This window comes from Sphingomonas sp. KC8, from assembly GCF_002151445.1.
Taxonomy (GTDB): domain Bacteria; phylum Pseudomonadota; class Alphaproteobacteria; order Sphingomonadales; family Sphingomonadaceae; genus Sphingomonas_E.
In genome coordinates this window covers 1,761,959-1,783,901 of sequence record NZ_CP016306.1, presented here as the reverse complement: position 1 = coordinate 1,783,901, position 21,943 = coordinate 1,761,959, and the positions used below count along the sequence as shown (strand labels likewise).

21 protein-coding genes are annotated in these 21,943 nt (G+C 61.3%); 8 read left to right on the top strand and 13 right to left on the bottom strand.

All coding sequences use genetic code 11. From position 1 onward, the window contains the following. Positions 1 to 273: 273 nt before the first annotated feature. The 8 genes from KC8_RS08405 to KC8_RS08370 form a co-directional block, all read right to left on the bottom strand. Positions 274 to 1,296, bottom strand: coding sequence for a glycosyltransferase (locus KC8_RS08405; protein ID WP_010125114.1), 1,023 nt, complete (start codon positions 1,294 to 1,296; stop codon positions 274 to 276). Next, positions 1,293 to 2,333, bottom strand: a complete 1,041-nt coding sequence (locus KC8_RS08400; RefSeq protein WP_029624475.1) for a glycosyltransferase family 2 protein — start codon at positions 2,331 to 2,333, stop codon at positions 1,293 to 1,295. Before KC8_RS08400 ends, KC8_RS08405 begins: the two co-directional genes overlap by 4 nt. After that, positions 2,320 to 3,324: an acyltransferase family protein gene (locus tag KC8_RS08395; RefSeq protein WP_029624476.1), complete on the bottom strand. Its 1,005-nt coding sequence runs from the start codon at positions 3,322 to 3,324 to the stop codon at positions 2,320 to 2,322. The genes KC8_RS08400 and KC8_RS08395 overlap by 14 nt, the downstream gene beginning before the upstream one ends. A gap of 212 nt (positions 3,325 to 3,536) precedes the next feature. Beyond that, positions 3,537 to 4,427 (bottom strand): glucose-1-phosphate thymidylyltransferase RfbA, encoded by an 891-nt coding sequence (gene rfbA / locus KC8_RS08390; protein ID WP_037495925.1) that lies wholly within the window; start codon positions 4,425 to 4,427, stop codon positions 3,537 to 3,539. 9 nt (positions 4,428 to 4,436) lie between these two features. Continuing rightward, positions 4,437 to 5,159 (bottom strand): CpsD/CapB family tyrosine-protein kinase, encoded by a 723-nt coding sequence (locus tag KC8_RS08385; RefSeq protein WP_232455666.1) that lies wholly within the window; start codon positions 5,157 to 5,159, stop codon positions 4,437 to 4,439. A gap of 113 nt (positions 5,160 to 5,272) precedes the next feature. Next, entirely contained in the window at positions 5,273 to 6,733 is a 1,461-nt protein-coding gene (locus KC8_RS08380; protein WP_010125121.1) for a Wzz/FepE/Etk N-terminal domain-containing protein, read from the bottom strand. Continuing rightward, a complete protein-coding gene (locus KC8_RS08375) occupies positions 6,730 to 7,935 on the bottom strand; it encodes an autotransporter domain-containing protein (RefSeq protein WP_010125122.1) in 1,206 nt (401 codons plus the stop codon). The genes KC8_RS08380 and KC8_RS08375 overlap by 4 nt, the downstream gene beginning before the upstream one ends. Then, positions 7,932 to 8,504, bottom strand: a complete 573-nt coding sequence (locus tag KC8_RS08370) for a polysaccharide biosynthesis/export family protein (RefSeq protein ID WP_010125123.1) — start codon at positions 8,502 to 8,504, stop codon at positions 7,932 to 7,934. The genes KC8_RS08375 and KC8_RS08370 overlap by 4 nt, the downstream gene beginning before the upstream one ends. Before the next feature lie 749 nt (positions 8,505 to 9,253). On the opposite strand from KC8_RS08370, the gene KC8_RS08365 reads away from it, so the two are divergent. Genes KC8_RS08365 through KC8_RS08355 form a run of 3 tightly spaced genes read left to right on the top strand, consistent with a single transcriptional unit; the run spans position 9,254 to position 13,902 of the window. After that, on the top strand, positions 9,254 to 11,650 hold the full coding sequence (locus tag KC8_RS08365; protein WP_010125124.1) for a tetratricopeptide repeat protein: 2,397 nt from the start codon (positions 9,254 to 9,256) through the stop codon (positions 11,648 to 11,650). Positions 11,651 to 11,672: 22 nt separating this feature from the next. Beyond that, a complete protein-coding gene (locus tag KC8_RS08360; RefSeq protein ID WP_010125125.1) occupies positions 11,673 to 13,148 on the top strand; it encodes an exopolysaccharide biosynthesis polyprenyl glycosylphosphotransferase in 1,476 nt (491 codons plus the stop codon). Next, positions 13,138 to 13,902 (top strand): WecB/TagA/CpsF family glycosyltransferase, encoded by a 765-nt coding sequence (locus KC8_RS08355; RefSeq protein ID WP_029624477.1) that lies wholly within the window; start codon positions 13,138 to 13,140, stop codon positions 13,900 to 13,902. Before KC8_RS08360 ends, KC8_RS08355 begins: the two co-directional genes overlap by 11 nt. 175 nt (positions 13,903 to 14,077) lie before the next feature. Here KC8_RS08355 and KC8_RS08350 read toward each other — a convergent pair whose 3' ends face one another. Further along, positions 14,078 to 14,938 (bottom strand): peptidyl-prolyl cis-trans isomerase, encoded by an 861-nt coding sequence (locus tag KC8_RS08350; protein ID WP_232455665.1) that lies wholly within the window; start codon positions 14,936 to 14,938, stop codon positions 14,078 to 14,080. A 161-nt stretch (positions 14,939 to 15,099) separates the two neighbouring features. Here KC8_RS08350 and KC8_RS08345 point away from each other — a divergent pair, with 161 nt between their 5' ends. Next, entirely contained in the window at positions 15,100 to 15,351 is a 252-nt protein-coding gene (locus tag KC8_RS08345) for an XrtV sorting system accessory protein (protein ID WP_010125129.1), read from the top strand. A 21-nt stretch (positions 15,352 to 15,372) separates the two neighbouring features. On the opposite strand, the gene epsI is transcribed toward KC8_RS08345, so the two are convergent. Beyond that, a complete protein-coding gene (gene epsI, locus KC8_RS08340) occupies positions 15,373 to 16,086 on the bottom strand; it encodes an exosortase-associated protein EpsI, V-type (RefSeq protein WP_010125130.1) in 714 nt (237 codons plus the stop codon). Continuing rightward, positions 16,083 to 16,892 (bottom strand): exosortase V, encoded by an 810-nt coding sequence (gene xrtV, locus KC8_RS08335; RefSeq protein WP_010125131.1) that lies wholly within the window; start codon positions 16,890 to 16,892, stop codon positions 16,083 to 16,085. Before xrtV ends, epsI begins: the two co-directional genes overlap by 4 nt. Before the next feature lie 632 nt (positions 16,893 to 17,524). Between xrtV and KC8_RS08330 the strand changes: the two genes are divergently transcribed. After that, positions 17,525 to 17,926 (top strand): hypothetical protein, encoded by a 402-nt coding sequence (locus tag KC8_RS08330; RefSeq protein WP_232455664.1) that lies wholly within the window; start codon positions 17,525 to 17,527, stop codon positions 17,924 to 17,926. Positions 17,927 to 17,948: 22 nt separating this feature from the next. Here KC8_RS08330 and KC8_RS08325 read toward each other — a convergent pair whose 3' ends face one another. Both KC8_RS08325 and galE read right to left on the bottom strand, forming a co-directional pair. After that, entirely contained in the window at positions 17,949 to 18,494 is a 546-nt protein-coding gene (locus KC8_RS08325; protein ID WP_010125133.1) for a CAP domain-containing protein, read from the bottom strand. A gap of 209 nt (positions 18,495 to 18,703) precedes the next feature. Further along, on the bottom strand, positions 18,704 to 19,717 hold the full coding sequence (gene galE / locus KC8_RS08320) for a UDP-glucose 4-epimerase GalE (RefSeq protein ID WP_029624479.1): 1,014 nt from the start codon (positions 19,715 to 19,717) through the stop codon (positions 18,704 to 18,706). A gap of 139 nt (positions 19,718 to 19,856) precedes the next feature. Between galE and KC8_RS08315 the strand changes: the two genes are divergently transcribed. From KC8_RS08315 to KC8_RS08305, 3 genes are all read left to right on the top strand, one after another. Further along, entirely contained in the window at positions 19,857 to 20,639 is a 783-nt protein-coding gene (locus tag KC8_RS08315; protein WP_010125136.1) for a metallophosphoesterase family protein, read from the top strand. A 162-nt stretch (positions 20,640 to 20,801) separates the two neighbouring features. Further along, a complete protein-coding gene (locus KC8_RS08310) occupies positions 20,802 to 21,428 on the top strand; it encodes a glutathione S-transferase family protein (RefSeq protein ID WP_010125137.1) in 627 nt (208 codons plus the stop codon). Continuing rightward, positions 21,415 to 21,921 carry a DUF4019 domain-containing protein gene (locus KC8_RS08305; protein ID WP_037495938.1) on the top strand — a complete coding sequence of 169 codons (507 nt, stop codon included), beginning with the start codon at positions 21,415 to 21,417 and terminating at the stop codon, positions 21,919 to 21,921. The genes KC8_RS08310 and KC8_RS08305 overlap by 14 nt, the downstream gene beginning before the upstream one ends. Positions 21,922 to 21,943 lie beyond the last annotated feature (22 nt).

Here is a 21,943-nt window from a genome sequence, read left to right as displayed (position 1 = left end):
GTGCATCCACCTGTTCCTGTTCGCGCGCCGTATCCGATCGGTGGATGTCGTCCGACATTCCGGTCGGGCGGCTGCGCCCTTGCAGGAACCCGCTTCGCCTTCTGTCCGCTTCCGTCCCGTGGGCGGTCCTGGATGGTTGGCTCGGCTAAGCGATTTCACTCGAAAACCGCGGTTTTTTGGGCCGGGTCTTTTCGTTCGATCGCAAGAAGGACGGTCTCACGATGGCCTCGAGTCGGCCAAGCGGTCCAAAGGTGTTAATCCGTGTGGATGGGATCAGCCGGCGACGCGATATTCGATCAGGCCCGATCGCTGCCCGGCCAGACGGCGGCGGTGATAGAGCAGGACGCCGCCAAGTTCGGCGAATTTGCCCGCCACCAGCAGTGCGGCGCGGGCGCGGGCCAGGGGCGCGGACAGGCCGTGGCGGCGTTGCCGGATGGCGATCCGCCCGATCTGGACGGGGTAGAGCAGGGCCAGCCCCGCCGCGACCATTGCTATCGGCGCGCTGTCGGTGGTCAGGGCGATCATGGCGGCGATCAGGATCAGCGCCGGCAGCAGGCCCGCCCAGGCGAGGATGCTGCGCACCTGCCGCCGCCATAACGGATCGGCCGCCGCGCCGCCGCGCCAGGCCAGCTCGGCATAGGCATGGCCGCTGCGTTTGGCGCGCCGCCAATATTGGCCGAAACGCGTCATCGCCGCGTCGTGAAAGGCCATGTCGCCGGCGATGCGGCGGATCCGCAGGCCTTGTCCGCGCAATCGGGCGCACAGGTCCGGTTCCTCGCCGGCGATCAGGGTGGGGTCATAGCCGCCGGCGTCGATCAGCGGCCGGGTGCGGAACAGGGCGATGCCCCCGCAGGCCATCGCGTCGCCGACCGGAACGTCCCATTCGATGTCGCAGATCCGGTTGTAGACGCTGCGCTCGGGGAACCGTTCCCGCAGCCGTCCGAAGACCACGGCAAGGCTGTCATCCGCTGTGAGCGCGGCGACGCCGGCCGCGATCCAGTCATGCACCAGGATGCAATCGCCGTCGATCATCTGGACGAAATCGGGCGGGCCGTCCGCCGCCGTCATCAATGCTTCCAGACCGGCATTGCGGGCGCGGGCGGCGGTGAAGGGGGTGGACATGTCGAGTTCGACAACCGCCACGCCGATCGACCGGGCAAAGGCGACGCTGCCGTCGCTCGATCCCGAATCGACATAGACGGCCGCGCAGCCCGGCGGCAGCGAGCGCAGGCAGGCCTTCAATCGCTCGCCTTCGTTGCGGCCGATGGCGACGATGCCGATGCGCGGCGCAGTCATGGCGCAGGCTCCATCCATGCCGGGGGCCGCCCCGGTGGATCGTCCCAGCGCGTGACCGAAGCGCGGAAATCCGCCGGCCGCGTACGGAAGCTAAGACGGAAATGATCGATCATTTCGGGGGAGGCCGCGGGCTGGCCGCGCGTCAGGTGCAGCAAATCGCGCAGTTTCCATACGGCCCGCCCGGCAAGCCATGCCAGCGTGGCCATGGCCGATGCGGTCGCGCCGCGGGTCCGCACGAACATCCGGCGGCGGGAATTGAACCAGTAAGCCGGGCGTCGCGTGGCTTTCGTCACCCGGACACCCGTTGCCGCGCCACCCACATGGCGAACCTGGCTGAGCGGTTCATGGGCGATCGACCAGCCGGCCTGTCGCAGCCGCCACATCAGTTCAACTTCTTCGAAATACAGGAAGAAGCCATCATCGAACAGGCCGGCCTGCCGCAGCGCGCTGCTGCGAAACATCACGCTCGCACCTGTCACCCAGTCGGGCGCTACATCTGCTTCCTCCACCAGCGTAGGCGCGATGCCCAGCAACCCGCCCAGCGCCGGCGTCGCGGCCCCACGCATGAATTCCCGGCCGATCGATGGAAAGCGGAACGCGCTGCCGGATGGCGTGCCGTCCGGATCCAGCAGCAGGCTGCCCACGGCGCCGCAACACGAGTCCGCCTTCAAACGCTGGTGGAGGCGAACCACGGCGCCCGGTTCGATCTCGGTATCGGGATTCAGCAGGTGGATGAATTCCGGTGGGTCCCGCTGTTGAAGTAGCCGCAGCAGCGCCTGATTATTGGCCCAGCCAAACCCTCCGTTGAGCGAAAGCGGGAGCAGGCTGGTCCAATCCTGATAGGGCGGCGCGGCCAGCATGCCGGCCAATATTTCGGCAGATCCGTCGTCCGATCCGCCATCGACGATGACGACATCCAAATGGGGCAATATTGCCCGTTCGGCCGCAAGGGACTGGATGCAACGCGACACCAGATCCGGGGTGCGATAATTGACGATCACGACGGATATTCGCGGAGTGGTGTCAGGCGCGGACATATTTTCCCAACCCCAGTAACGTCGATATGCCGTATCGCCCGGACCATCGATAAAAGAGCAATGGTCCACCGATGCCAATGACGCTGGCGACAGCAAACAGGAGCAACGGATCGACGGAAAGTCCCAAGCGCTGTGTGGCAATCCGAAGCCCGGCGGAAAAGAATGTATGAGCCACAAAGATGGCCATGGATGCTTGTCCGATGCGGCCGAGCCATGGCGAACGATCGGCTACAAGCATCGCAGCCATCAGGGTGCCGACAATCCCGGCGCACGCAGCGACATATCCGATGATGGCCAGAAAATGGCTATTTGTGATCCAGTAGCTTTTCACGACGAACGCAGCCGCGAAAAGCACCCATGCGCTGATCATCAGTATCGACGCGAATGGACGGATGCGGCTTGCATGAGCCAGTAGCCAGGGTCCCAATAATAGCCCTGCTATGACGAACGGGATTTCCTGCAGCGTGTGCAAGATGATGTTGCTGATACCGAATATTGTCGACAACGCCGCCCCCAGCAGGGCAGCAAGAACAAGGAGCATCCGCCGTGGCCACAGAAGCGCAATGACCAGGTGGCACAGAAAGAGAGCGTATAAAAACCAATATTGAGCAATAGGGCGCCATAGAATTGCGGCCAGGTCGTGCCAGTTGAGCGGCGCGTTGACATCCCGGCCTACCGCCACCACCGTTGCCACATGCAGGAATGACCACAGGAAATAGGGCCATATGATCGTTTTCAGCTTGTCGCCGAGAAACGATGCTGTGCCCGCTTTCAGCCCGCGAGCCACGAACAGGCCGGCGATGAAGAAGAATACCGGCATATGGAACGAGTAGATCGCGTCATCGGCGATGAGATATGCTGGCGCGGCCGGCATCAACCTAGCTTCGATCAGTCCACGTTCCACATGCGCAACAACGACCAATATGATGCCAATCCCGCGGGCGGCATCAATCCATGACGTTCTCGATTGTGGCGCGCCCTTATCGTTCATCGGCGATGTGCAGCCGGGAGCCGTCATGCAATGGAGGCTGGGTGACGAGCGCGCTCCGGCCGAGCGGATGCGAGTGTCCCGAACAAGATTTCCGGTGGGATCCGCATCGGCAAGGACTCACCGCTTCCGGCTTCCGGAATAGAAACTGCGTCCATCACCAAATTGCTTGAGGTCGAATCGCTTCAGGTTTGCAAAGCTGGGCTCAGGCGCCTTCATCGGCCGGCTTCGTCCAGCATGTGCAGCAGGTAGCGGCCATAGCCACTTTTTTCGAGTGGCCGGGCGATTGCGCGCAACATGTCGTCGTCGATGAAGCCCTGGCGCCAGGCGATTTCTTCGGGGCAGCTGATTTTCAGGCCCTGCCGCTCTTCCACGATGCGCACATAATTGGCCGCGTCGAGCAGCGCGGCATGCGTCCCTGTGTCGAGCCAGGCGAACCCGCGGCCGAGCTGGCTGACATGCAGCTTCCCCGCCTCGAGATACAGCCGGTTGAGATCGGTGATTTCAAGCTCGCCGCGTGGTGACGGCCGAAGACCGGCGGCCAATCGTGCGGCGTCGCCATCATAGAAGTAAAGGCCGGTTACAGCCTGATTGGACTTTGGCTGAGCCGGCTTTTCTTCGATCGTTTCCGCCCGTCCATCGGCATCGAACGACACAACGCCATATGCAGTCGGGTCGTTGACGGTGGTCGAGAACACCGTTGCGCCATCGACGCGCGCGTCCGCCTGGCGCAGCAATTCCGGAAAGCCGTGGCCATAAAACAGATTGTCGCCCAGAATGAGCGCGGATGGCTTGCCGTCCACGAAATCCGCACCGATATGATAGGCTTGGGCCAATCCTTCCGGTTTGGGTTGAACGGCATAGCGGATCGTCAGGCCCCATTGACTGCCGTCGCACAACAGGCTGCGAAACCCTTCGGCCTGATCCGGTGCGGTGATGATCAATATTTCTCGGATACCTGCGAGCATGAGCACCGTCAGCGGGTAATAGATCATCGGCTTGTCGTAGACGGGCATCAATTGCTTGCTGACGGAATGCGTCAAGGGATGCAGCCGCGTGCCGGATCCTCCGGCCAGGATAATGCCGCGTCGTGTGCTGGTGATCATGGGTGCCATCTAGCTGTAATATTCAGCGTATTTCTGGCTCTGGCCATAGCCATAACCATAGTCGTCACCGATCAGGCCGCCCTGATAGCGGTTGAGGACGGTGCCGATGCAGGGCGTTGGCGTCAGCAGGCTTATCGTGTCGCGAACCTGCTTGCGCGTCGTGGTCCCTTCCTCGACGACCAGAACATAAGCATCGATCTTCTGGGCCATGATTGCGGCATCGTCATTCGCAAAGGCAGGCGGCAGATCGCAAATGCAGAGGCTGTTTTCCGGCAATCGCCGCATTTCAGCGATCAACTGATCCATTCGGGCGCTGGCAAGCAACTCGGCTGAATGCAGTTGATTGGAGAAGCTTGGAAATATGGTCAGATGTTCGTCCTCGATATCCCGCGCCACGGGCGCGAGATTGGGAATCTGGCCGTCCAGATAATCGGCGATGCCGATATCACCCTCAAGATTGAAATTTTCCGCCAGTGTTGAGCGACGCAGATCGAAATCGAACAAATAGGTGTGCAGGCCCGGTGTGCGGGCGACTGCGGCCGCCAGGTTGGAGGCGATGAACGATTTGCCAACGCGCGGCGTGGCGGACGTGATGCCGATCACCTGCCACTTGTTCGCACGCACGGCCTTTAGCACCTGCGAACGCAGCAGGTTGAACGGGCGCGATCGCTGGTCACGGCTATTGAAGCCGTAAATGTGGTTATCCAGCAGACCCGCCGTCGTTACCTTCACGCCCGTGCCGGGACGCGGGATGACGGAGCCCAATGGTACGGAGCCACGGTTTTCAATGTTTTCCACAATCAAAACTCGGATTCCCTCGATTCAACCCCGCTTAGCACCACCGTTCAGGCTTTCGCCTGCGCGGGCGGCTTACGGCGGCGCCAGAACATGAATTTATGCCATCTGGGTTCGCTGTTCTGAAATGTCGGAACCACGACCAGAGGAGCAACACCCAGCAAATTCTGCAACGCGGCGACCCCGCGGATCGGACGGAGCATCAGTTCGACCAGAAGCGCAAGTCCGAGGCCGATCATACCACCCAGCATCGCGCCGCCGACGACCAGCAGGGGCCGATTGGGTGACGTGGGCTTGTCCGGAACGACCGGTGGATCGATGACAGACAGCCGTTCGCCGCGCTGTTCATTTTCCATTTTGGCCGATGCCTGCGCGGCCATCAGGTTGGCCGACACGCGTTCGTAGTTCGTGCGCAATCCATCGGCACGGGCCTGCAACTGGGCGACCTGTTCCATCACAAGCGGCGCTGCTGACTGTGCGGAAAGAGCGGCATTGGCGCGCGCCTGTTCGCCCGCGCGTGCTGCCTGCAACTGTGCGATGGTGGAATTGTTGGCGGCTATCTGGGCCGCGGCCGGATTATTGCGGCCGGATGCTGCGATGCGCGCTGCCGCCGACTGCCGCGCTTCACGCAGGCGCTGTTCGGCAAACTTCACGTCGGGGTGATTGTCTGAATAAATCGCCCGTGCGGTGGCAAGCTGCTGCGTGGCGGCGGCAACGATCGGATCGCCTTCCACCGATCCCGCGGCCTGCGCCTGGGACATGAGGGTAGCATTTTCGCGTTGAAGCGCGGCAATTTGCGTTTCGATCCCACCGCCGCTCATGCCCATGATCGATCCCATCATGCCGCTGCTGGACAGTGCCATGCCGTTGCGCGCCTTGATGCCCTCGATTTGCTGTTCCACCTGGCTGAGCTGTTCCTGCAGCGTCGTCGCCTGATCCTGCAGGAAGGCAACCGTGCTGGCGGCTGCAGCGGCCGTCTGGGATGAATCCAGCTTCATCAGCCGTTCGACAAAATCCTGTGCGACAAGCTGCGCACGAAGCGGCTCCTCATAGTCGAATGCCAGCGAAAATGCGATGGTCGTCGTATTGTTGTTGTTGCGTTGAATATCGGCGTTGACCGGCGTTATCTGAGTTGCCTTGCGCATCTTTTCGATGATGACCGACAAGGGCTGCGAACGACGTTCATCAGCATAAAGATTATTATTCTGGATGAGTTCGATCAGGTCCGGCCGGCTGAGGATCTGCTGGCGGATCTTGGCGATGCGCTGATCGATCAGGCTGGTCAGCGGCGAGCCGACGAGGTCGCGGGGCAATTCCTGGGATTCGACCAGGAGAACCGCGCTTGAGCGATAGGTTGCGGGCAGGAAAATTGCAGCAGCAATCCCCGCGACGCTTGCCGCAAGCAGCGGTACGATAACCAGCCAGCGGCGCTGCCACAGGATCATGGGCAGGTGGCTGAGCAGGTTTTCGGAAACTTCTTCGGATTCCGGGGAAAAGGCTGGATCGCTCATCGACGGCTACCCAATGTATAGGCAAGGCCGATGGAACCGCGAATATCGGCATCGGGGGAAAGGAACGGTGCGTAAGCATCGCGATATGCCACGGCAGCCGTCAGCCGCAGTCGTTCGCTGAACTGATGCGAATAATCCGTGCCGACGGACAGATATTTGCGATTGCCCGGCAGAACGAGGCCATCATCGCCGTTGATCGAATAATTGGCCCTTGCCGAAATCGTGCTGCGTTCGGACAGGCGGTAATTATAGTTCGCGAAAAGATCGGTCTGCGTGCGTGCGCCACCGAAACCTGTCGCGCTGGTCGCGCGCGAACCGCCGAAGCACAGGTTGCTCCGTTCGGTTTCACGGCAGGCTTGCAGGTTGCCCGAAAGAGCGGTCGAATTGTCCTTGCCCACGATCAGGTCGCGCCGTGTCAACGAAACACCCACAGCGGCGCTGATCGACCAGCCACCGGCAAAGCGGGTGCTGTAGGTCAATTGCGGGCTGATAATGCGGGAATCCTGATTGGGCGCATCATAATCGATCTGGGTGTAGCCCAGCGTCACGCCGATCGTACTGGTTTCTGAAATCGCCCGCGAATAGCCTAAACGGGCGCCGTAACTTTTGTAGTTGGCGTCAGCCAGCGCATCACCGGGGTAGCGAACCTTGCTGCCATCGAAATCGATCGTCCAGACGTCACGGGCGTTGGGGCGAATTGTCGCGCCGGCGGTTGCGCTGAACATCTCGCGCCGTTGGCGCTGCCCAATCAGGCCAATGTCCGGATATTGAGGGAGGGACGGGTCGAAATTGCCCTCGGCGTCCGCGCTGCCGACGATCGAGCTGTCATAGCTGAGCAGTGCCCGCACATCGACTTTTTCGCTCAATTTGCGGTTGGTACGCGCGCTGGCGCCATAGGCCTCCGATGCGCTGATGCTGCGACGCAGATATTCACTGCGGCTGTAATAGCCACCCAGTTCGGTTCGCCCACGATCGTCGATGAACGATATATTCGGTCGAATCGCGCCTTCGATAAAGGCGCTGTCCGTATTCGAATCTTCAGAAAGAAACGGATTGGTTGAATAGCCGGCGCTGGTCGACAGGTCGACGCGCGCAGCAGTCACCGTCTCCGCGTGGGCGACACCCGTTGCCGTCGTCGCGGCCAGGCTGACGACAGCAAGGGCGGCATGGGAAACCCGGCCGGGGCGCTTATCAGGCATCATGGTACAATCACCGTATCACCGCTTTGAAGTTCAGGCAGGCCGTTCGCGCCCAGATCGCGCGCGTTGGGCGCTCCTTTCAGGGCATCGGTCAACCGCACCTTGATCGGCACAAGCCGGTCGCCCTGCTTGCGCAGGATCGTCACATTCGACACGTCGGCGAACTCGGATGGGCCGCCGGCGATACCGATCGCTTCCAGCACGTTGATATATTTGCCGGGCGTGAAGCTGCCCGGCGCACGGACTTTGCCGATGACCGAAACCTGCAGGCCGGATGGGCTGCGAACCGATACCGTTACCTGCGGCACCTGTCCGCGATATTGCGCCTCAAGGCCTTTGGAGATGACGGCTTCAAGGTCCGACGGCAGCTTGTTCAGGGCGTCGACCCGTCCGGCCAGCGGGAAACTGAAGGTTCCGTCCGGCAGAACGCGGATCACCCGCTGTAGCCGTTCTTCGCCCCACACATATACTTCGAGTTCGTCACCCGGATTGATTCTGTAGGGGCGCAGTTCGCGCGAGGCCGTCGTACCCGCCGGGGCGGCCCCTTCCTGCGCGTGGGCTGGCGCCGCCATCGGCAAAACAAACAAACCGGCGATTAACGCCGTACGGCAAAATGTCATGATCTCGATGCCCCATCCCCGCTGGACTTCGTGGATAAGCCCATATCGTAAACGAGTTTCGCACTGCCACACAAAAAAGGGAAGGCCGCTACGTTTGTTGATCGGTCGGCGTTTGGCGGCGGCATGCGGTACTGCCGCTGAATTTTTCGAGAAGAATGGAACTGAGATCATGGCCTGCGGCCTTTGCGCGACTGTGAATGAGGGTCAAACTCGGTCAAATATCTGAAGGTTCAATTAATCAAGCTTTACATTGCATGGCGATGACGGAGCGTTCACGGAGGCCGTTCGGCGACCGAAATTACGGGCGGGCTGTGGGCAGCGTAACGGATTGCGCTGCATTGCCGGCCACGGCGACACGGCCGATTGGATCAGTGAAGTGCCGCGAGATGCCGGCGAAACTGACCAGTGGGCATTTTCTGTTCCGCCTCGTCACCTCGTATCGACGCGAGGGGCGGAGGCGGGGGCGGGGGCGGGGGCGGGGGCGGGGGCGGGATGCGGCATGGGCGGTACGATTGTTTAAGCCGGTTCAAGGCTTATTAAAGTGGATCGCGTAAGTCATCGAATTGGCCCTATTTGCGGGTGTCCAATGTGCGTTTAACGGATCAGGGCGGACGGATGACGAACGGGGATGCTATCTGCCTCTGGCTGCTTTTGGGGCGCAGGGGCGCGTCTTGTGATGTGTCGCACCGCAAGCTGAAGGCATGACGAATCTGTCTTATTCCTCGATCCGCAAATTGGGCTTGGCGGCAGCGGTTGCGCTGTCGTTCGCGCTGAGTGCGTGCAACTCACGCGAAGAGCGGGCCGCCGCCGCCGCCGCGACGGCTGATCAATTGCTGCAGCAAGGCAATGCGATGGCTGCCAGCATCGAGATACGCAAAGCATTGGCGGAGCGGGACGACATCGCGCCCTACTGGCTCATTCTGGCGCGTGCGGATGCCACTCTCCAACGATATGCGGGTGCTTATGCCGCCTATCTGCGCGTGCTTGAACTGGACCGCGGCAATCTGGAAGCGCTCCACGCCGTTGCCGAACTGTCCTTTGCGGGTGGGCAGCTGGACGACGCTGATAAATATGCTGATCAGCTCCTGGCGCTGAATACCCAAAATGTCAGGGCGTTGCTCGTCAAGGGATCGGTGGCGCTGAAGCGCGAGAAGTATGACGACGCGACGCAGTTTGCGGATCAGGTGCTGGCGCTCGATCCGGGAAGCGAGGGCGCGATGCTGCTGCGCGGCCGGATATTATCGGGGCAGGGCAAGCATGCGGAGGCGGCGGCCTTGCTCGAAAAATCGGCAGCGGAGCGGGGCGATACACCGGCGACCCTGGCGGGCTTGCTGGAAATCTATCGCAAAATCGATGACTCGGCAGGTGTCGCGCGCACTTTTGGCCGCCTGTTCAAGGTGGCGCCTGGCAATGTCGACATGCAGCTTGATTATGCCCGCGAACTCTATCTGAACGGGGATATGCGCGGCGGATTTGCGGTTGTGGATAAGCTGCAGCGCGCAAAGCCTGATGATGCCGGTACGCAGGGGCGGATCGTCGATATTTGGCTCGAAGTCGGCGGTGATGCGATTCCCGCAGAGGACGCGCGTCGGATTGCCCAGGAAGGTAGCCCGGCGATGAAGGTCGCCATGGCCCGTTATCTTCTGGAGACCGGGAAACCATCGGAGGCTGAACGCCTGTTGCGCCCGTTCGTGGCGGATTCGCGGATCGCGGCGCACAATGTGGAGCCGCACGTCATCTATGCGCTGGTCCAAAACGCGCTGGGCAAACGGGACGATGCCTTGCGCCGGGCCAATGCTGTCCTCCAGTTTGATGAAACCAACCCTCGGGCGTTGCTGCTGCGCACTCGCATTGCGATTGCGAACGGGGGTTTCGATCGGGCTTTGGCGGATGGCCAGGTTCTGGTGCGCGATAATCCCGATCTTGCAACAGCGCGGGTGGTGCTCGGCCAGATCTACACCGTGCGCGGGGAAAATGGTCTCGCCAATGCTACGTTCCAGCAGGCGATCAAGGATTTTCCGGGCAATGCCGAAATCCTGTCCGGTTATCTGGATTTTCTGCAGTCGTCTGGCCGGCGCCCGGAGGCGATTCCGGTAGCCGCGGCGTTTACCCGCGACAACCCGTCATTGGTGGCGGGCTGGAAGGTGCGCGCGGGGCTTTGCATCAGTGTCGGCGAAGAGGAATGTGCTCGCACGGCATTGACCGCTTTGGCAAATTTGCGGGGTGGGCAGGACGCGTCGCGCGCGATGGCCGGCTTGCTGGCTACCCGAAACAGGGAAAGTGCCGCCCTGTCCGCCGATGTCCGGGCGATGGCCGATCAGGTGCAGCGCGGCCAGGCGGGCCTTGATCAGACGGTGGGGCGTCTCATTGCCGCAAATCGCGTTCAGGATGCTGATGCTCTGGTGCGATTCATCATTCGGCGGGAACCCCGAAACAGCTTGGCCCCGGCTGCTTTGGGCAAAGTTTTGCTGGCGCAGGGAAAAACTGACGGTGCTGCACGCCAATTTCGCGCGACCATCGCAAAATTCCCTGGTCAGCCGAGTGGTTATTCTGGGCTGGCGACGATGTTGGCCGGTGCGGGGGACAAGGCAGGCGCCTATGGGGTTATCTCAACAGGTTTGCAGCGCATGCGTGGCGAGCCGACTTTGCTGAGAGATCTTGCGGATATGCAGGCGCAGACGGGCGAACCGATCAAGGCGATCGCTACCTATCGATCGCTCTTGCAAAGTACACCTGACGATCTGATTGCGATTAACAATCTGGCAGCGCTTTTGACCGATTACGGCCAGCGCCCGGAAGCATTGGGCGAAGCAGAACTGCTCGCGCAGCGGCTGGCTGTTTCGGACACCCCGGCGTTTTTCGACACGCGCGGCTGGCTTAAGCTGCAGCGGGGCGAAAAGGCGGAAGCCGTGCGGCTGCTTCGCCGTGCGGTGGGGGATGGTCGCGCTATTCCCGTATATCGCTATCATCTCGCCGAAGCTTTGGCGGCGACGGGGGATCGTGGCGGTGCAAAAGCGCAAGTGGGCCAAGCGATCGCGGAAGCCCAGGGCAACGAACCGTGGCTGGGGCAGGCGCGGCGACTGATGGGGCGGCTTTGATCATGGTGGTAGGGTGCAGTTCATGACGCAGTCAGTTGGCCAAATTGCCATCTTGGGCGCGCAGACCAGCCCGGAAACGCCAAAGCTGCGCTTTACGTCCAATGTCATTGCGTCGATGGCGGCAATTACTGATTTGCTGTGCCTGATGCTCGCCGTGCCGATCGCCTTGTTCGGATATGAACGGCTGATCGGCCTGGATTATGATCCAACCATCCACAACACTGCCGCAATCATAACGGGGGTAAACTACTTCCTAATCCGATTGTCGCGTGACGCTTATTCCAGTCCGATGGGGCGTGGCGGCGACGTGCAACAGGGGGGCGTGCTCGATTACATGATCGCGTCGATGCTGGTTGTCGCGACAGTCTGGCAGCTTGATCTGCTTTCATTGTTTTCCCGTGGGCTGATTCTCATTTACGTGCTCGCGGTCCTCGCGCTGCTTTTTGTCAGTACATATTTCCTGCGCTGGGCCATCAGTCGGCTGGTTCGCGCCGGCTATATCGGTCAGCGGGTTGTCATTTACGGGGCGGATGAACAGGTGTCCGAACGGGCGCTGACCCTGCTGGATGTGGAACGACTGCCCTATCTGTCGATTGTCGGCGTTGCGGATGGCCGGCGCACACGGGTGGATGTCGACGGTTTTGGGGGCGTTCCATTCCTGGGTGGCCTGGATGCCGTCGTTGATCTGGCGCGTCAGGGTCTTGTCGATCAGGTGCTGATTGCACTCCCGAGGATTACGCAGGAACGGCTTGACGAGATTCTGGCGGATCTTGCCGAAGTGGCGATCGATATCTGCCTGATTCCAAGGGAATCGGTTGAACTCACCAGCCGCTATGAAATGAAGTTCATTGGCAGCGTGCCCATCCTCGCATTGTGGCAGCGGCCGATCCGCGACTGGCATGGCATTTTGAAGTTCGTCGAAGATCGCGGCCTTGCCCTGGTCGGAATCATTTTTCTGGCGCCGCTGCTGGCCGCTACCGCGATTGCGATCAAGCTGACGAGTCCAGGGCCGGTGCTGTTTGTGCAGCGCCGTTTCGGCTTCAACAATGTTGAAATCGAAGTGCTCAAATTCCGGTCGATGTATGTTGATCGGGGCGACGTGACGGGGGCTGCGCGCACCACCCGGAATGATGATCGCGTGACGCCGGTCGGCAGGATCATCCGCCGCCTCAGCATTGATGAACTCCCGCAACTCTTCAATGTGCTGCGTGGGGATATGTCGATCGTCGGGCCGCGCCCCCATGCGACCCATATGAAGGTTGGTGATGCCTATTATTTCGATGCGGTGAAGGGCTATGCGGCCCGCCATCGGGTGAAACCGGGGATTACGGGCCTGGCGCAGGTGCGTGGCTTGAGAGGGGAGATCGATACGATCGAACGGGCACGCAAGCGGGTCGAATATGATCGATATTATATCGACAACTGGTCGCTGGCGTTTGATTTTCGCATCATTTTCGAAACTGTTTTCAAGGTGATCTGGGACAAGGATGTCTACTGAGCGCGATCAGCCCGTGCCGGCGGTGCATTATCTTGGGGTCGAATTTGACGGGCGCGGGCCGGACGCGATCGTCGCGGCGCTGGCGGATCGGGCAGGGGACGCGCCGTTCGCGTATGTCGTCACACCCAATGTCGATCATTTGATCCGCCTGCATGGGGAACACCGTGATCCGCGACTGGCGTCGGCCTATGCTGGCGCCGCCATGCGCTTGTGCGACAGTCGCGTGCTGGCCCGGCTGGCAACTTGGATGGGCATGAAATTGCCCGTGACGCCGGGGAGTGATCTCACGGCGCGGATATTGTCGGAGGTCGTGCGTCCCGGTGATCGGCTTGCTGTCGTCGGGGGGGATGCGGAGATGTTGTCATCCCTGCGTGCCCGCTTGCCGGATGTCGTTTTCCTCCAGCATCTGCCGCCGATGGGCCTGAGAACGAACGCCGCGGCCTTGGCCGAGGCCGCGCAGTTTGTGGCCGACGCGCGTGCCCGCTTTGCATTTCTGGCAGTGGGATCGCCCCAGCAGGAATATCTCGCATCGGCGATCGCTGAGCGCGGTGATGCCGTTGGCGTTGGGCTGTGTATTGGCGCGTCGATCGATTTCGTTACGGGCCGGGTGAAACGCGCGCCGCGCTGGATGCAGAAGGCCGGACTGGAATGGGCGCATCGTCTGGCGAGTGAGCCACGGCGGCTATGGCGGCGTTATCTGGTCGATGGACCGCGAATTTTCGGCATCGCCTGGCGCGCCCGTCAGCGCGGATGAAGCGGCGCTGGCCGCGTCGCTAGCGTTATTGTGCGGGGCGCCAGGGCCTATCATCCCACAGGCGCCGTTGCCGATTTCCTGTCCGCACCAAATGGCCGATCGGCAACTGGCGCCAGTCTGAACCGTGGCGCACGGGGCTGTCGGACGCGATCCGATAACCCCATGCGCCTAGGCATCAGTTGGCCGGTTTTGGTGCCGCCGCCGGAGCCGCTGCCGCGGGGTTGCCCGCCGCCGGAGTACCTGGCGCTGCGCCCTTTGCTGGCGGTTCATAGCCGGTCTGATAATCGATCTTGGCGCTGTCGCGGGCCTGCTTCAGCGTTTTCGTGCTGATATCGGCCAGATCGCGGCGGCGGATGGCCTCGGTTGCCGCCGGACGGGCGACTTCCGGTGGCGTCGGGGTCAATTCGCGACCGGTGATGACGCTGGCATAGACTTTCCCGCCCGCTGGCAGGATGAACGGTTCACCCGCCGGCAGCTTGAGAATCTGCTGCATCAGGGCCGGGGGCGCCGTAGCGGAATCCAGCATCGAGTTGCCGCGAACATATTTGATGCCCAGCGAGTCGAGCGACGTCGCAACTTCGGCGAGGGTCTTGTCCTTCTGCAGGACCGACAGGCGTTGTGGATCCGCCGGCATATCGAACTGAAGCTGATCCAGCGAGAAACGCGTCCGTTGCGCGAACATCTGCGGATTTTCCGCGATGAACTTGTCGATTGCGGCGGCGTCGGGGATCTTGACGCTGCTGGCGGCCTTCTTGCCCAGCAGGTTGACCATCAGATTTTCATCCAGTCGACGTTGCTGCGTCAGATATTCAGGGTCCTTGTCCATCCCCTGGCTCTTGGCATTCTGCACCAGAAGCTTGCGATCGATGACGCGCTGAAGGACTTCCTTCATCAGCAATTTCTTGTCGACGGAATCGGGAATGTTCTGGCCGGCCAGTTCGGCGTTCAGTTCCTGCAGCGACACTTCTTCGCCGTTGACGATCGCAACGACCTGGCCTTCGGCCTTCTTTCCGCATGCGCTGAGCGTCAGCATCATTGCGGCCGTTCCCGCAAGGATCATCAATCTTGTTTTCACATCATTCTCCTATGCATCGTCAATCCGGTGGTTCGATTGGCCCCCAACCATGATCGGCCGGTGGATTTGTGCTGGACTGCCGGCATCCATACAGGCATTCCGTCAATAAAAGGGGAAGGTTTTTGGAAACTGTCTTCGACTGGATCACGGTAGCCATATTTGCAGGGCTGATCGTGCTTTTCATGCAGCGCTCGACCGGCGATGAGCCGCCGCAGGATTCGATCTGGCAGTATCTCGGGCCGTCCGTTGGGTGCGCCGTGGCGAATTATCTCGGCAATGAGGGGCAGCCGATTGCCGCTGTTGCCGTCATCGCCCTGACATTGGGTTACATCATTTTCGTGCTGCGGCCGTTCAACTTCGGACCAAAAGCCTGACAATCCGGCCGGGGCGCGCAATCAGGCGTTCCGGCCAACCAGCGCCTGACGGGCTTTGTCGGGCACGCTGACGATCAATTCTTTGGCGAAGCTGTCCAGAACATCCATGGCGGCACGATTATTGTCCGCGATGGTCGAGATCCGAACCAGCACGCCATCGGGGATTTTGCCCTGAATATTCTGTTCGATCACCGCACCGCGCTGGCCGAGCCAGCCGGTGGGAAAGCTCGGCCCAATGCGCGTCCAGTAAATCAGCTGTTCGGTTCTCGAAAAGCCTTCGGCCACGATGAAGCGGGTCGGCAGGGCAAATTTCGGCGTGATCGGGATATTATGTTCACGCGTTTCGGTCAGTTGATAACCGCTTGCCGGATAGCAGACTTCGGGGCGATGCACTTGCAGCATGCCGTCTTGCGAGCCGCTATACGCGATCAGCAGCATAACCCCCGTGCCATCGGGCGCGGTATAAACGCGTGTTACGAGTTCATCGTAGATGCGTTCGCTCAGTTGGTCGCGCGGCGGCAGGACAAGGCCTGAACTGGTTTCGTAGGTCCACCGCCCGATGCGATTGGGCATCAGCGATTCGAGCTTGGTTTTGCCGAGAAGCGGTGGACCGGCGACCGGACGGCGGCTGTATGAAAATGCAGCCGTGCCCAGCATTGCGGCGCCCAGCAACATGTTGCGACGCGACAGGCCCGCCGGTTGTGGGGGGATGGGGGGAGTGATCGTTTCGCTCATTGCGCTGTCGCGCTCCTTTCGAGGCGGCGGCGCAGTGGTGAGGCAAGGGCATCAACCGCGAAGATGCCAAGCACGGAGATGGCGAACATCGTTACACCGGCAAAATTATGAATGAACCCCTGCGCCATCGCTTCACCGAAATGATATGTAATCAGAACGAGAATCAGCACGCGGGCAAAGTTTGCGATCACCGCAACTGGCACAATCGCGAACATCAGAAGGGCGGCATAGCGCCAGTTGGCGTTGTGTCGGATGTACACATAGAATAGCCCGATCGCCGACAGGCTGATCAGCGAATTAAGGCCGGCGCACGCCGCTGCCACGAGAAGCTGATACTGGCCGATCTGGATTGTCACGCCAGACCCCGCAATCGGATATCCAACTGCGTAAAGCAGGTCGATCGTGGCGCGCGAAATCCAGATTTTCAAAGGCTGTGTAACCATCGCCACCGCCGTGTCGGGGGGCGGAAATACAAACAGCAGATAGAGTAATGGGAACCATAGCAGGCGCATCACCGCGCCGCCAGCCGCCATATACAGAACGGAGAGCAGGGCGCCGTACATGGCGAATCCCTCAATCTCCACAATGTTTGTGATGCGTGCGAATGCGTAAAGCAGCAGCGCCGGCGCGAGGAGCATGAGGCCGATGATGGTTGAGCCGGGTCGCGCGATTTTGATCGCGGTTTGCCACTGGCGCATAACCAGCCAGACACCTGTCGCCAGCACGATCGGGCCATGGGCGCCTTGTTCGGTGGACCAGCTGTCGCGCGCTACCGATGCCATTGTCGGGATCGCCAGGGCGATCATTCCCAGCCACAGCAATATGTCGCTGCGAATCCGAGTCGCCAGCCATGTCCAGAAAGGCGGAGCCGCGGTGGCATTTCGGCCATCGGCGTCGATTATGTCAGCGTGTGCGTTCAGGCGCTTATCCTCCCGCGCTTGATATCGAACAAAAGCTGGGAGACGTCCAGCAGGCTTTAGTTGGCTCCCCATGCGTTGGGGACTTCGTGTTGCCTTCGATTTCTACCCGAGCATTTGTAAATAATTTTGACACGAGCGCCGCCGGTTTTGGTGATTCGCGGCAAAATCACCATGATGAATGTCCAAATTTGGAGCATCGACCCAAAATTATCTCCCTTTTGGCGGTTCGGGTGCTAGGCGGCTGCCGTGCGAATGTGACAAATAGGGTTAACCCGTCATCAGCACTTGGGTATCCGGAACGGATGCGATAAGAATAAGTCAGCGCATGGGTGTATGCGTGCGCTGAGAGGGGTGGCAAAGTGCTTCAGACAATGGTGGCTTCCAAGGCCGCGAAACTTATGGCTGCTTGCGTTTGTCCAGTCGTTGGTTCGGCTGCGCTGACGCTGTCTGTGCCGCAGGTGCGGGACGCGGTTCACAAGGCAACCGCGCCCCGGCAATATGCGAAGCCCAAGACGCGCGTGCGAACGCCTGCAGCTGAAGTCGCCGCGGCAGCGGTTGCGCCATGCCCGACTGCGGTTCCGGTGGTGCTGTCGTCGATGGAATTGCCGATGGTGTCCGATGCAGTGATGCCGCCGCTGGATTTTGCATCGCTTGATCCGACTCGCAATTTTCCTCCGCCCCGCGTGGTCCCGCCGTCGGTGGTCCCGCTCGTGCCACGGACCGGCGTAGATCCGACGCCGCCGATCGTGCCGTTGCTGCCTGACGCGACGACATGGGTGCAGATGATTCTCGGGTTCGGGCTGATCGGTGGCGCGATTCGCGTAAGCCAGCGTCGTCGTCGGCAGGCCGAGATGGGCGTGCCCAACGTGACGGTTGGCTTTAGCGGGATTGCACCTGAATCGGATCGGCCGTTTACCTGATCTCAGAAGCGCTGATCAGAGTTCAGAACGGCCGTTCGCCGAGGACGTTGCCGCCTTCGCTGTAGCGGCAGACGAGGAAATCGTCATAGCGGCCCCGCACGACGGCGCAGCCGACATCGCGTGAACTGCGCCACATCACCTGCGTGTAGTGGGCGACATTTTCCAGCCGGTTCGATCGGCTGTTATTGGGGAAGATGCCGGGCTTGTAGTCCTTCTTTTCCTTGATCCACAATCCGACCATATCTTCGAGGGCGTAATAGCCCTTGGTGCCTGCCCACAGGTTTTCGCCCTGCGGATCCGGATCGTTCGGATTGTCGGGGTAATGCACGAGGTAGCCGACGCGGGTGAGGTGCTTGCCCCAGGCCGCCGCATCACGCGCAAGCCCTTCATTCCATGCCAGCGGCTTTATTCCGAGTGTTGCGCGTTCACGATTGTGCGCGGCGAGCAATCGATCGTCTATATTAGATGAGAGATCGATTGCGCCCTGCAGCAACGGGCTGGTGATTGCCAGCGCCGTCAATGCTGCGGTGCGTGCCCATCTTTGCCATTTCCGTGTGAAGCCCGCCATCGCACTCGTCCTGCAACTCAATTGCGATGCAGGTTGCGCCCGGAATTATTGGCCGGTGGTTGGCAGATGTGGTGAACAAGACCTTCACGACGATTCGGCGGGGAAGGCGGGCCGGCGATGCGGATGGTGAATCAGGACATGACCGATCGCTGTACCGATGCGATGCCGGCACTTTGGTCTCCGGGTCGTTAAGGATATGTAACGGCCGTTCAGGCCTGGGCGTCGCGTTCCACCAAATGCTGCTGCCAGCGTAGTGCGTCGGTGACGATCAGATCGAGATCGGCGCGTTTGGGGCGCCAGGGGAGGCGCGCGAGGATTGCGCTGTTGTCGGCGACCAGCGCATCCGGGTCGCCCGCGCGACGGGGGAGCAGGCGGCGTTCGATCGGGCGGTTGGTGACGCGATCGACCGCATCGAGCACTTCGATCACCGAATAGCCGCGGCCATAACCGCAATTGAGCGTCAGATTGTCACCGGGATTGGCGATCAGCGCTTCCAGCGCGTGGACATGCGCGTCGGCCAGATCGCTGACATGGATATAATCGCGGACGCCTGTTCCATCTAAAGTATTATAATCATTTCCAAAAATTGCGACGTGATCGCGAACCCCCGTCACCGCTTCGGCGGCGACCTTGATGAGGTGGGTGGCGCCGGCGGTGGACTGGCCCGAGCGGCCGGCCGGATCGGCGCCCGCGACGTTGAAATAACGCAGCGCGCCATAATTGATCGGATGGGCCGCCGCGACATCGGCGAGCATCCATTCGGTCATCAGCTTCGACGCGCCATATGGGTTGATCGGGGCCTTGGGCGCATCTTCGCGGATCGGAACCGTTTCGGGGATGCCATAAGTGGCGGCGGTCGACGAAAAGATGAAATGGCGCACGCCGCCGATGACAGCACTTTCCAGCAGCGATCGCGTGGCGACCGTGTTGTTGCGATAATATTTGAGCGGATCGACCACCGATTCGGGAACGACCACCGATCCCGCGAAATGGAGGATCGCGCCCACATCATGTTCGGCGATGACGCGGCCGATCAGCGCTGCATCCTCGATCGCGCCTTCGACGAAGCTGGCGCGCGGATCGACCGCCCAGCGAAAACCGGTCACGAGATTGTCGACGACGACGACGCGCCAGCCGGCATCGGCCAGCGCCAGCACGGCATGGCTGCCGATATAGCCGGCGCCGCCCGTCACCATCACCGTCGGCCGATTTCCGTCGCTCATCGCGTTCATCCTGCGTTGTTTGTGCGCTGGGTATCCCGAATCTCTTGGGAAAGCGTTAGGCCTTTATGATGGAATGCCCTGGCATAGCGGTGATCGGATAAGCGAGACGGGGACAGGGGGCGTCTGGTAGGTAAGCGTGATGAAATTCTTTCCGTTTCGTTTGCGTAAGGGCACGCAACCGGCCTTTCCGCGCGGCAAGACCGGCAACCGCTGCTACGCGATCGGCGACGTCCACGGCTGCATCGATCAGCTGCGCGACCTGCTGGGCGAGATCGAGCGGGACAATGCCGCGCGGCCGCCGGCCGACAAGGTGTTCGTCGTGATGCTGGGCGACCTGATCGACCGTGGCCCGGATTCGAAGGGGGTGATCGATCTGCTGCGATCAACCCCGCTGCCCTTTGCGAATTTCATCTTCCTGGCCGGCAACCATGAGGAATTGTTCGTCCGCATCCTTTCCGGCGAGGACGACCTGCTGCCGCGCTGGCTGGTGTTCGGCGGACGCGAATGCGCGCTGAGCTATGGCGTCGACGAAGCCTGCCTGCTGGACGGCGCGCCGGAGGATCAGGCCGCGGCTTTGCGCGCGGCGGTGCCCGACGAACATGTCGCCTTTCTGGAAACATTTCGCGATGGTTTCCGCTTTGGCGATTATCTGTTCGTCCATGCCGGTATCCGCCCCGGCGTGCCGCTGGCTGAACAGGATATCAGCGATCTGCGCTGGATCCGCGACGATTTCCTCGATTGCCCGGCGGATCATGGCGTTGTCGTCGTCCATGGCCACACGATTTTCGACGAGCCGGATGATCAGGGCAACCGGATCGGCATCGATACCGGCGCCTACCGCACCGGCCGGCTGACCGCGATCGGCATCGAAGAAGGCGATCGCTGGTATCTGAGCGTCGAGGGCGAGCCGAGCTATTTCTAGGCGGTGGGTGCCAGGCGGGGTGGACGGGTCGGGATCATCCGGCGCGCGCCGATCTGTCCCACGCAGCGCACGGCTGCGCTCCCTGGGTGGAAAATTTCCCTCGCTTCCCGCGCGTTCCGGCGGCATCCCTTGCAGCGCCCAATCATGCGGGAGCGGCCGGCCATGACGATCACCGTCCACCATCTCGAAAATTCACGCTCGCAGCGTATCCTCTGGCTGCTGGAAGAACTGGAACTGCCTTATGCGGTGGTCCGGTATGAGCGCGACAAGAAGACGATGCTCGCCCCAGTGGAGCTGAAGGGGGTCCATCCGCTGGGCAAGGCGCCGGTGATCGAGGATGAAGGCCGCGTCATCGCCGAAACCGGCGCGATCGTCGAATATCTGGTGGAAAAGGGGGATGGCCGGCTTGGCCCGCCCGGCAATCGCGATGCCGTGCTGCGGTACCGCCATTTCCTGCATTATGCCGAAGGATCGATGATGCCGCCGCTGCTTGCGATCCTTGTCGTCGGCCGGCTCGGCATTCTTGGTAAACCGGCCAAAAAGCCGTTGCTGGCGATGCTGGGCCAGCATCTCGATTGGCTGAACAGCGAACTGGCCGTGCGGCCATGGTTTGCCGGCGATATGTTCACCGCCGCCGATGTGATGATGAGTTTCCCGCTGGAAGCCGCACGCCAGCGCGGCGGGCTGGATGACAGCCGGCCGCATCTGATCGACTGGCTGGAACGGATTCATGCCCGCCCGGCTTATGGCCGCGCGCTGGCGGCCGGGGGGCCATATGCTTTTGCCTGATTGGTCGATCCTGCTGGCGGTGGTGGCCCTGCCATTGCAGGCCGGCGACGCGATTCCCGATGCCGCGACTCAGAAGGCGCTGGCAGACGAAACCTATGCCTATTTCAGGGCGAAGGACGGCGGCGCCTATGACAAGGCCTATGCCCGGATCGCGCCGTCGATGAAGGCGTATCTGACGCCCGACCTCTACAAGGCCGATGCCCAGCGCTTCAATGCGGAGGCGGGCAGGGTGGAAAAACGGCGAATCACCCGGCTCAGCTGGTATCGCGATCCGGCCGATGCGCCGGCGCCGGGCCTGTATGTAGCGGCGGATTTCCGCAGTTCTTTCCCCAACATCCACCTGCATTGCGGCTATGTGATGTGGCATCAGGAACCCGACGGCCGGTTCCGCATCGTGCGCGAGGAACAAAGCTTCATCGACAAGGCGATGGCCCGTCAGCTGCCGCCCGAACGGCTGGCACCGCTGGCTGCGCAATTCGGTTGTGTCGACTGATGCCGCGACTCCGCTTGAGAAG

Excerpts from the sequence above, each read along its gene's own strand:
- KC8_RS08360 (WP_010125125.1), top strand. The coding sequence starts at position 11,673 with ATGACGCAGTCAGTTGGCCAAATTGCCATCTTGGGCGCGCAGACCAGC.
- xrtV (WP_010125131.1), bottom strand. The coding sequence starts at position 16,892 with ATGATCGCCCTGGCGATCCCGACAATGGCATCGGTAGCGCGCGACAGC.
- KC8_RS08350 (WP_232455665.1), bottom strand. The coding sequence starts at position 14,938 with ATGATGCTGACGCTCAGCGCATGCGGAAAGAAGGCCGAAGGCCAGGTC.
- KC8_RS08355 (WP_029624477.1), top strand. The coding sequence starts at position 13,138 with ATGTCTACTGAGCGCGATCAGCCCGTGCCGGCGGTGCATTATCTTGGG.
- KC8_RS08405 (WP_010125114.1), bottom strand. The coding sequence starts at position 1,296 with ATGACTGCGCCGCGCATCGGCATCGTCGCCATCGGCCGCAACGAAGGC.
- galE (WP_029624479.1), bottom strand. The coding sequence starts at position 19,717 with ATGAGCGACGGAAATCGGCCGACGGTGATGGTGACGGGCGGCGCCGGC.
- KC8_RS08305 (WP_037495938.1), top strand. The coding sequence starts at position 21,415 with ATGCTTTTGCCTGATTGGTCGATCCTGCTGGCGGTGGTGGCCCTGCCA.
- rfbA (WP_037495925.1), bottom strand. The coding sequence starts at position 4,427 with ATGATCACCAGCACACGACGCGGCATTATCCTGGCCGGAGGATCCGGC.
- KC8_RS08380 (WP_010125121.1), bottom strand. The coding sequence starts at position 6,733 with ATGAGCGATCCAGCCTTTTCCCCGGAATCCGAAGAAGTTTCCGAAAAC.
- KC8_RS08310 (WP_010125137.1), top strand. The coding sequence starts at position 20,802 with ATGACGATCACCGTCCACCATCTCGAAAATTCACGCTCGCAGCGTATC.
- epsI (WP_010125130.1), bottom strand. The coding sequence starts at position 16,086 with ATGAGCGAAACGATCACTCCCCCCATCCCCCCACAACCGGCGGGCCTG.
- KC8_RS08315 (WP_010125136.1), top strand. The coding sequence starts at position 19,857 with ATGAAATTCTTTCCGTTTCGTTTGCGTAAGGGCACGCAACCGGCCTTT.
- KC8_RS08370 (WP_010125123.1), bottom strand. The coding sequence starts at position 8,504 with ATGGCGGCGCCAGCCCACGCGCAGGAAGGGGCCGCCCCGGCGGGTACG.
- KC8_RS08400 (WP_029624475.1), bottom strand. The coding sequence starts at position 2,333 with ATGTCCGCGCCTGACACCACTCCGCGAATATCCGTCGTGATCGTCAAT.
- KC8_RS08375 (WP_010125122.1), bottom strand. The coding sequence starts at position 7,935 with ATGATGCCTGATAAGCGCCCCGGCCGGGTTTCCCATGCCGCCCTTGCT.
- KC8_RS08365 (WP_010125124.1), top strand. The coding sequence starts at position 9,254 with ATGACGAATCTGTCTTATTCCTCGATCCGCAAATTGGGCTTGGCGGCA.
- KC8_RS08395 (WP_029624476.1), bottom strand. The coding sequence starts at position 3,324 with ATGAACGATAAGGGCGCGCCACAATCGAGAACGTCATGGATTGATGCC.
- KC8_RS08325 (WP_010125133.1), bottom strand. The coding sequence starts at position 18,494 with ATGGCGGGCTTCACACGGAAATGGCAAAGATGGGCACGCACCGCAGCA.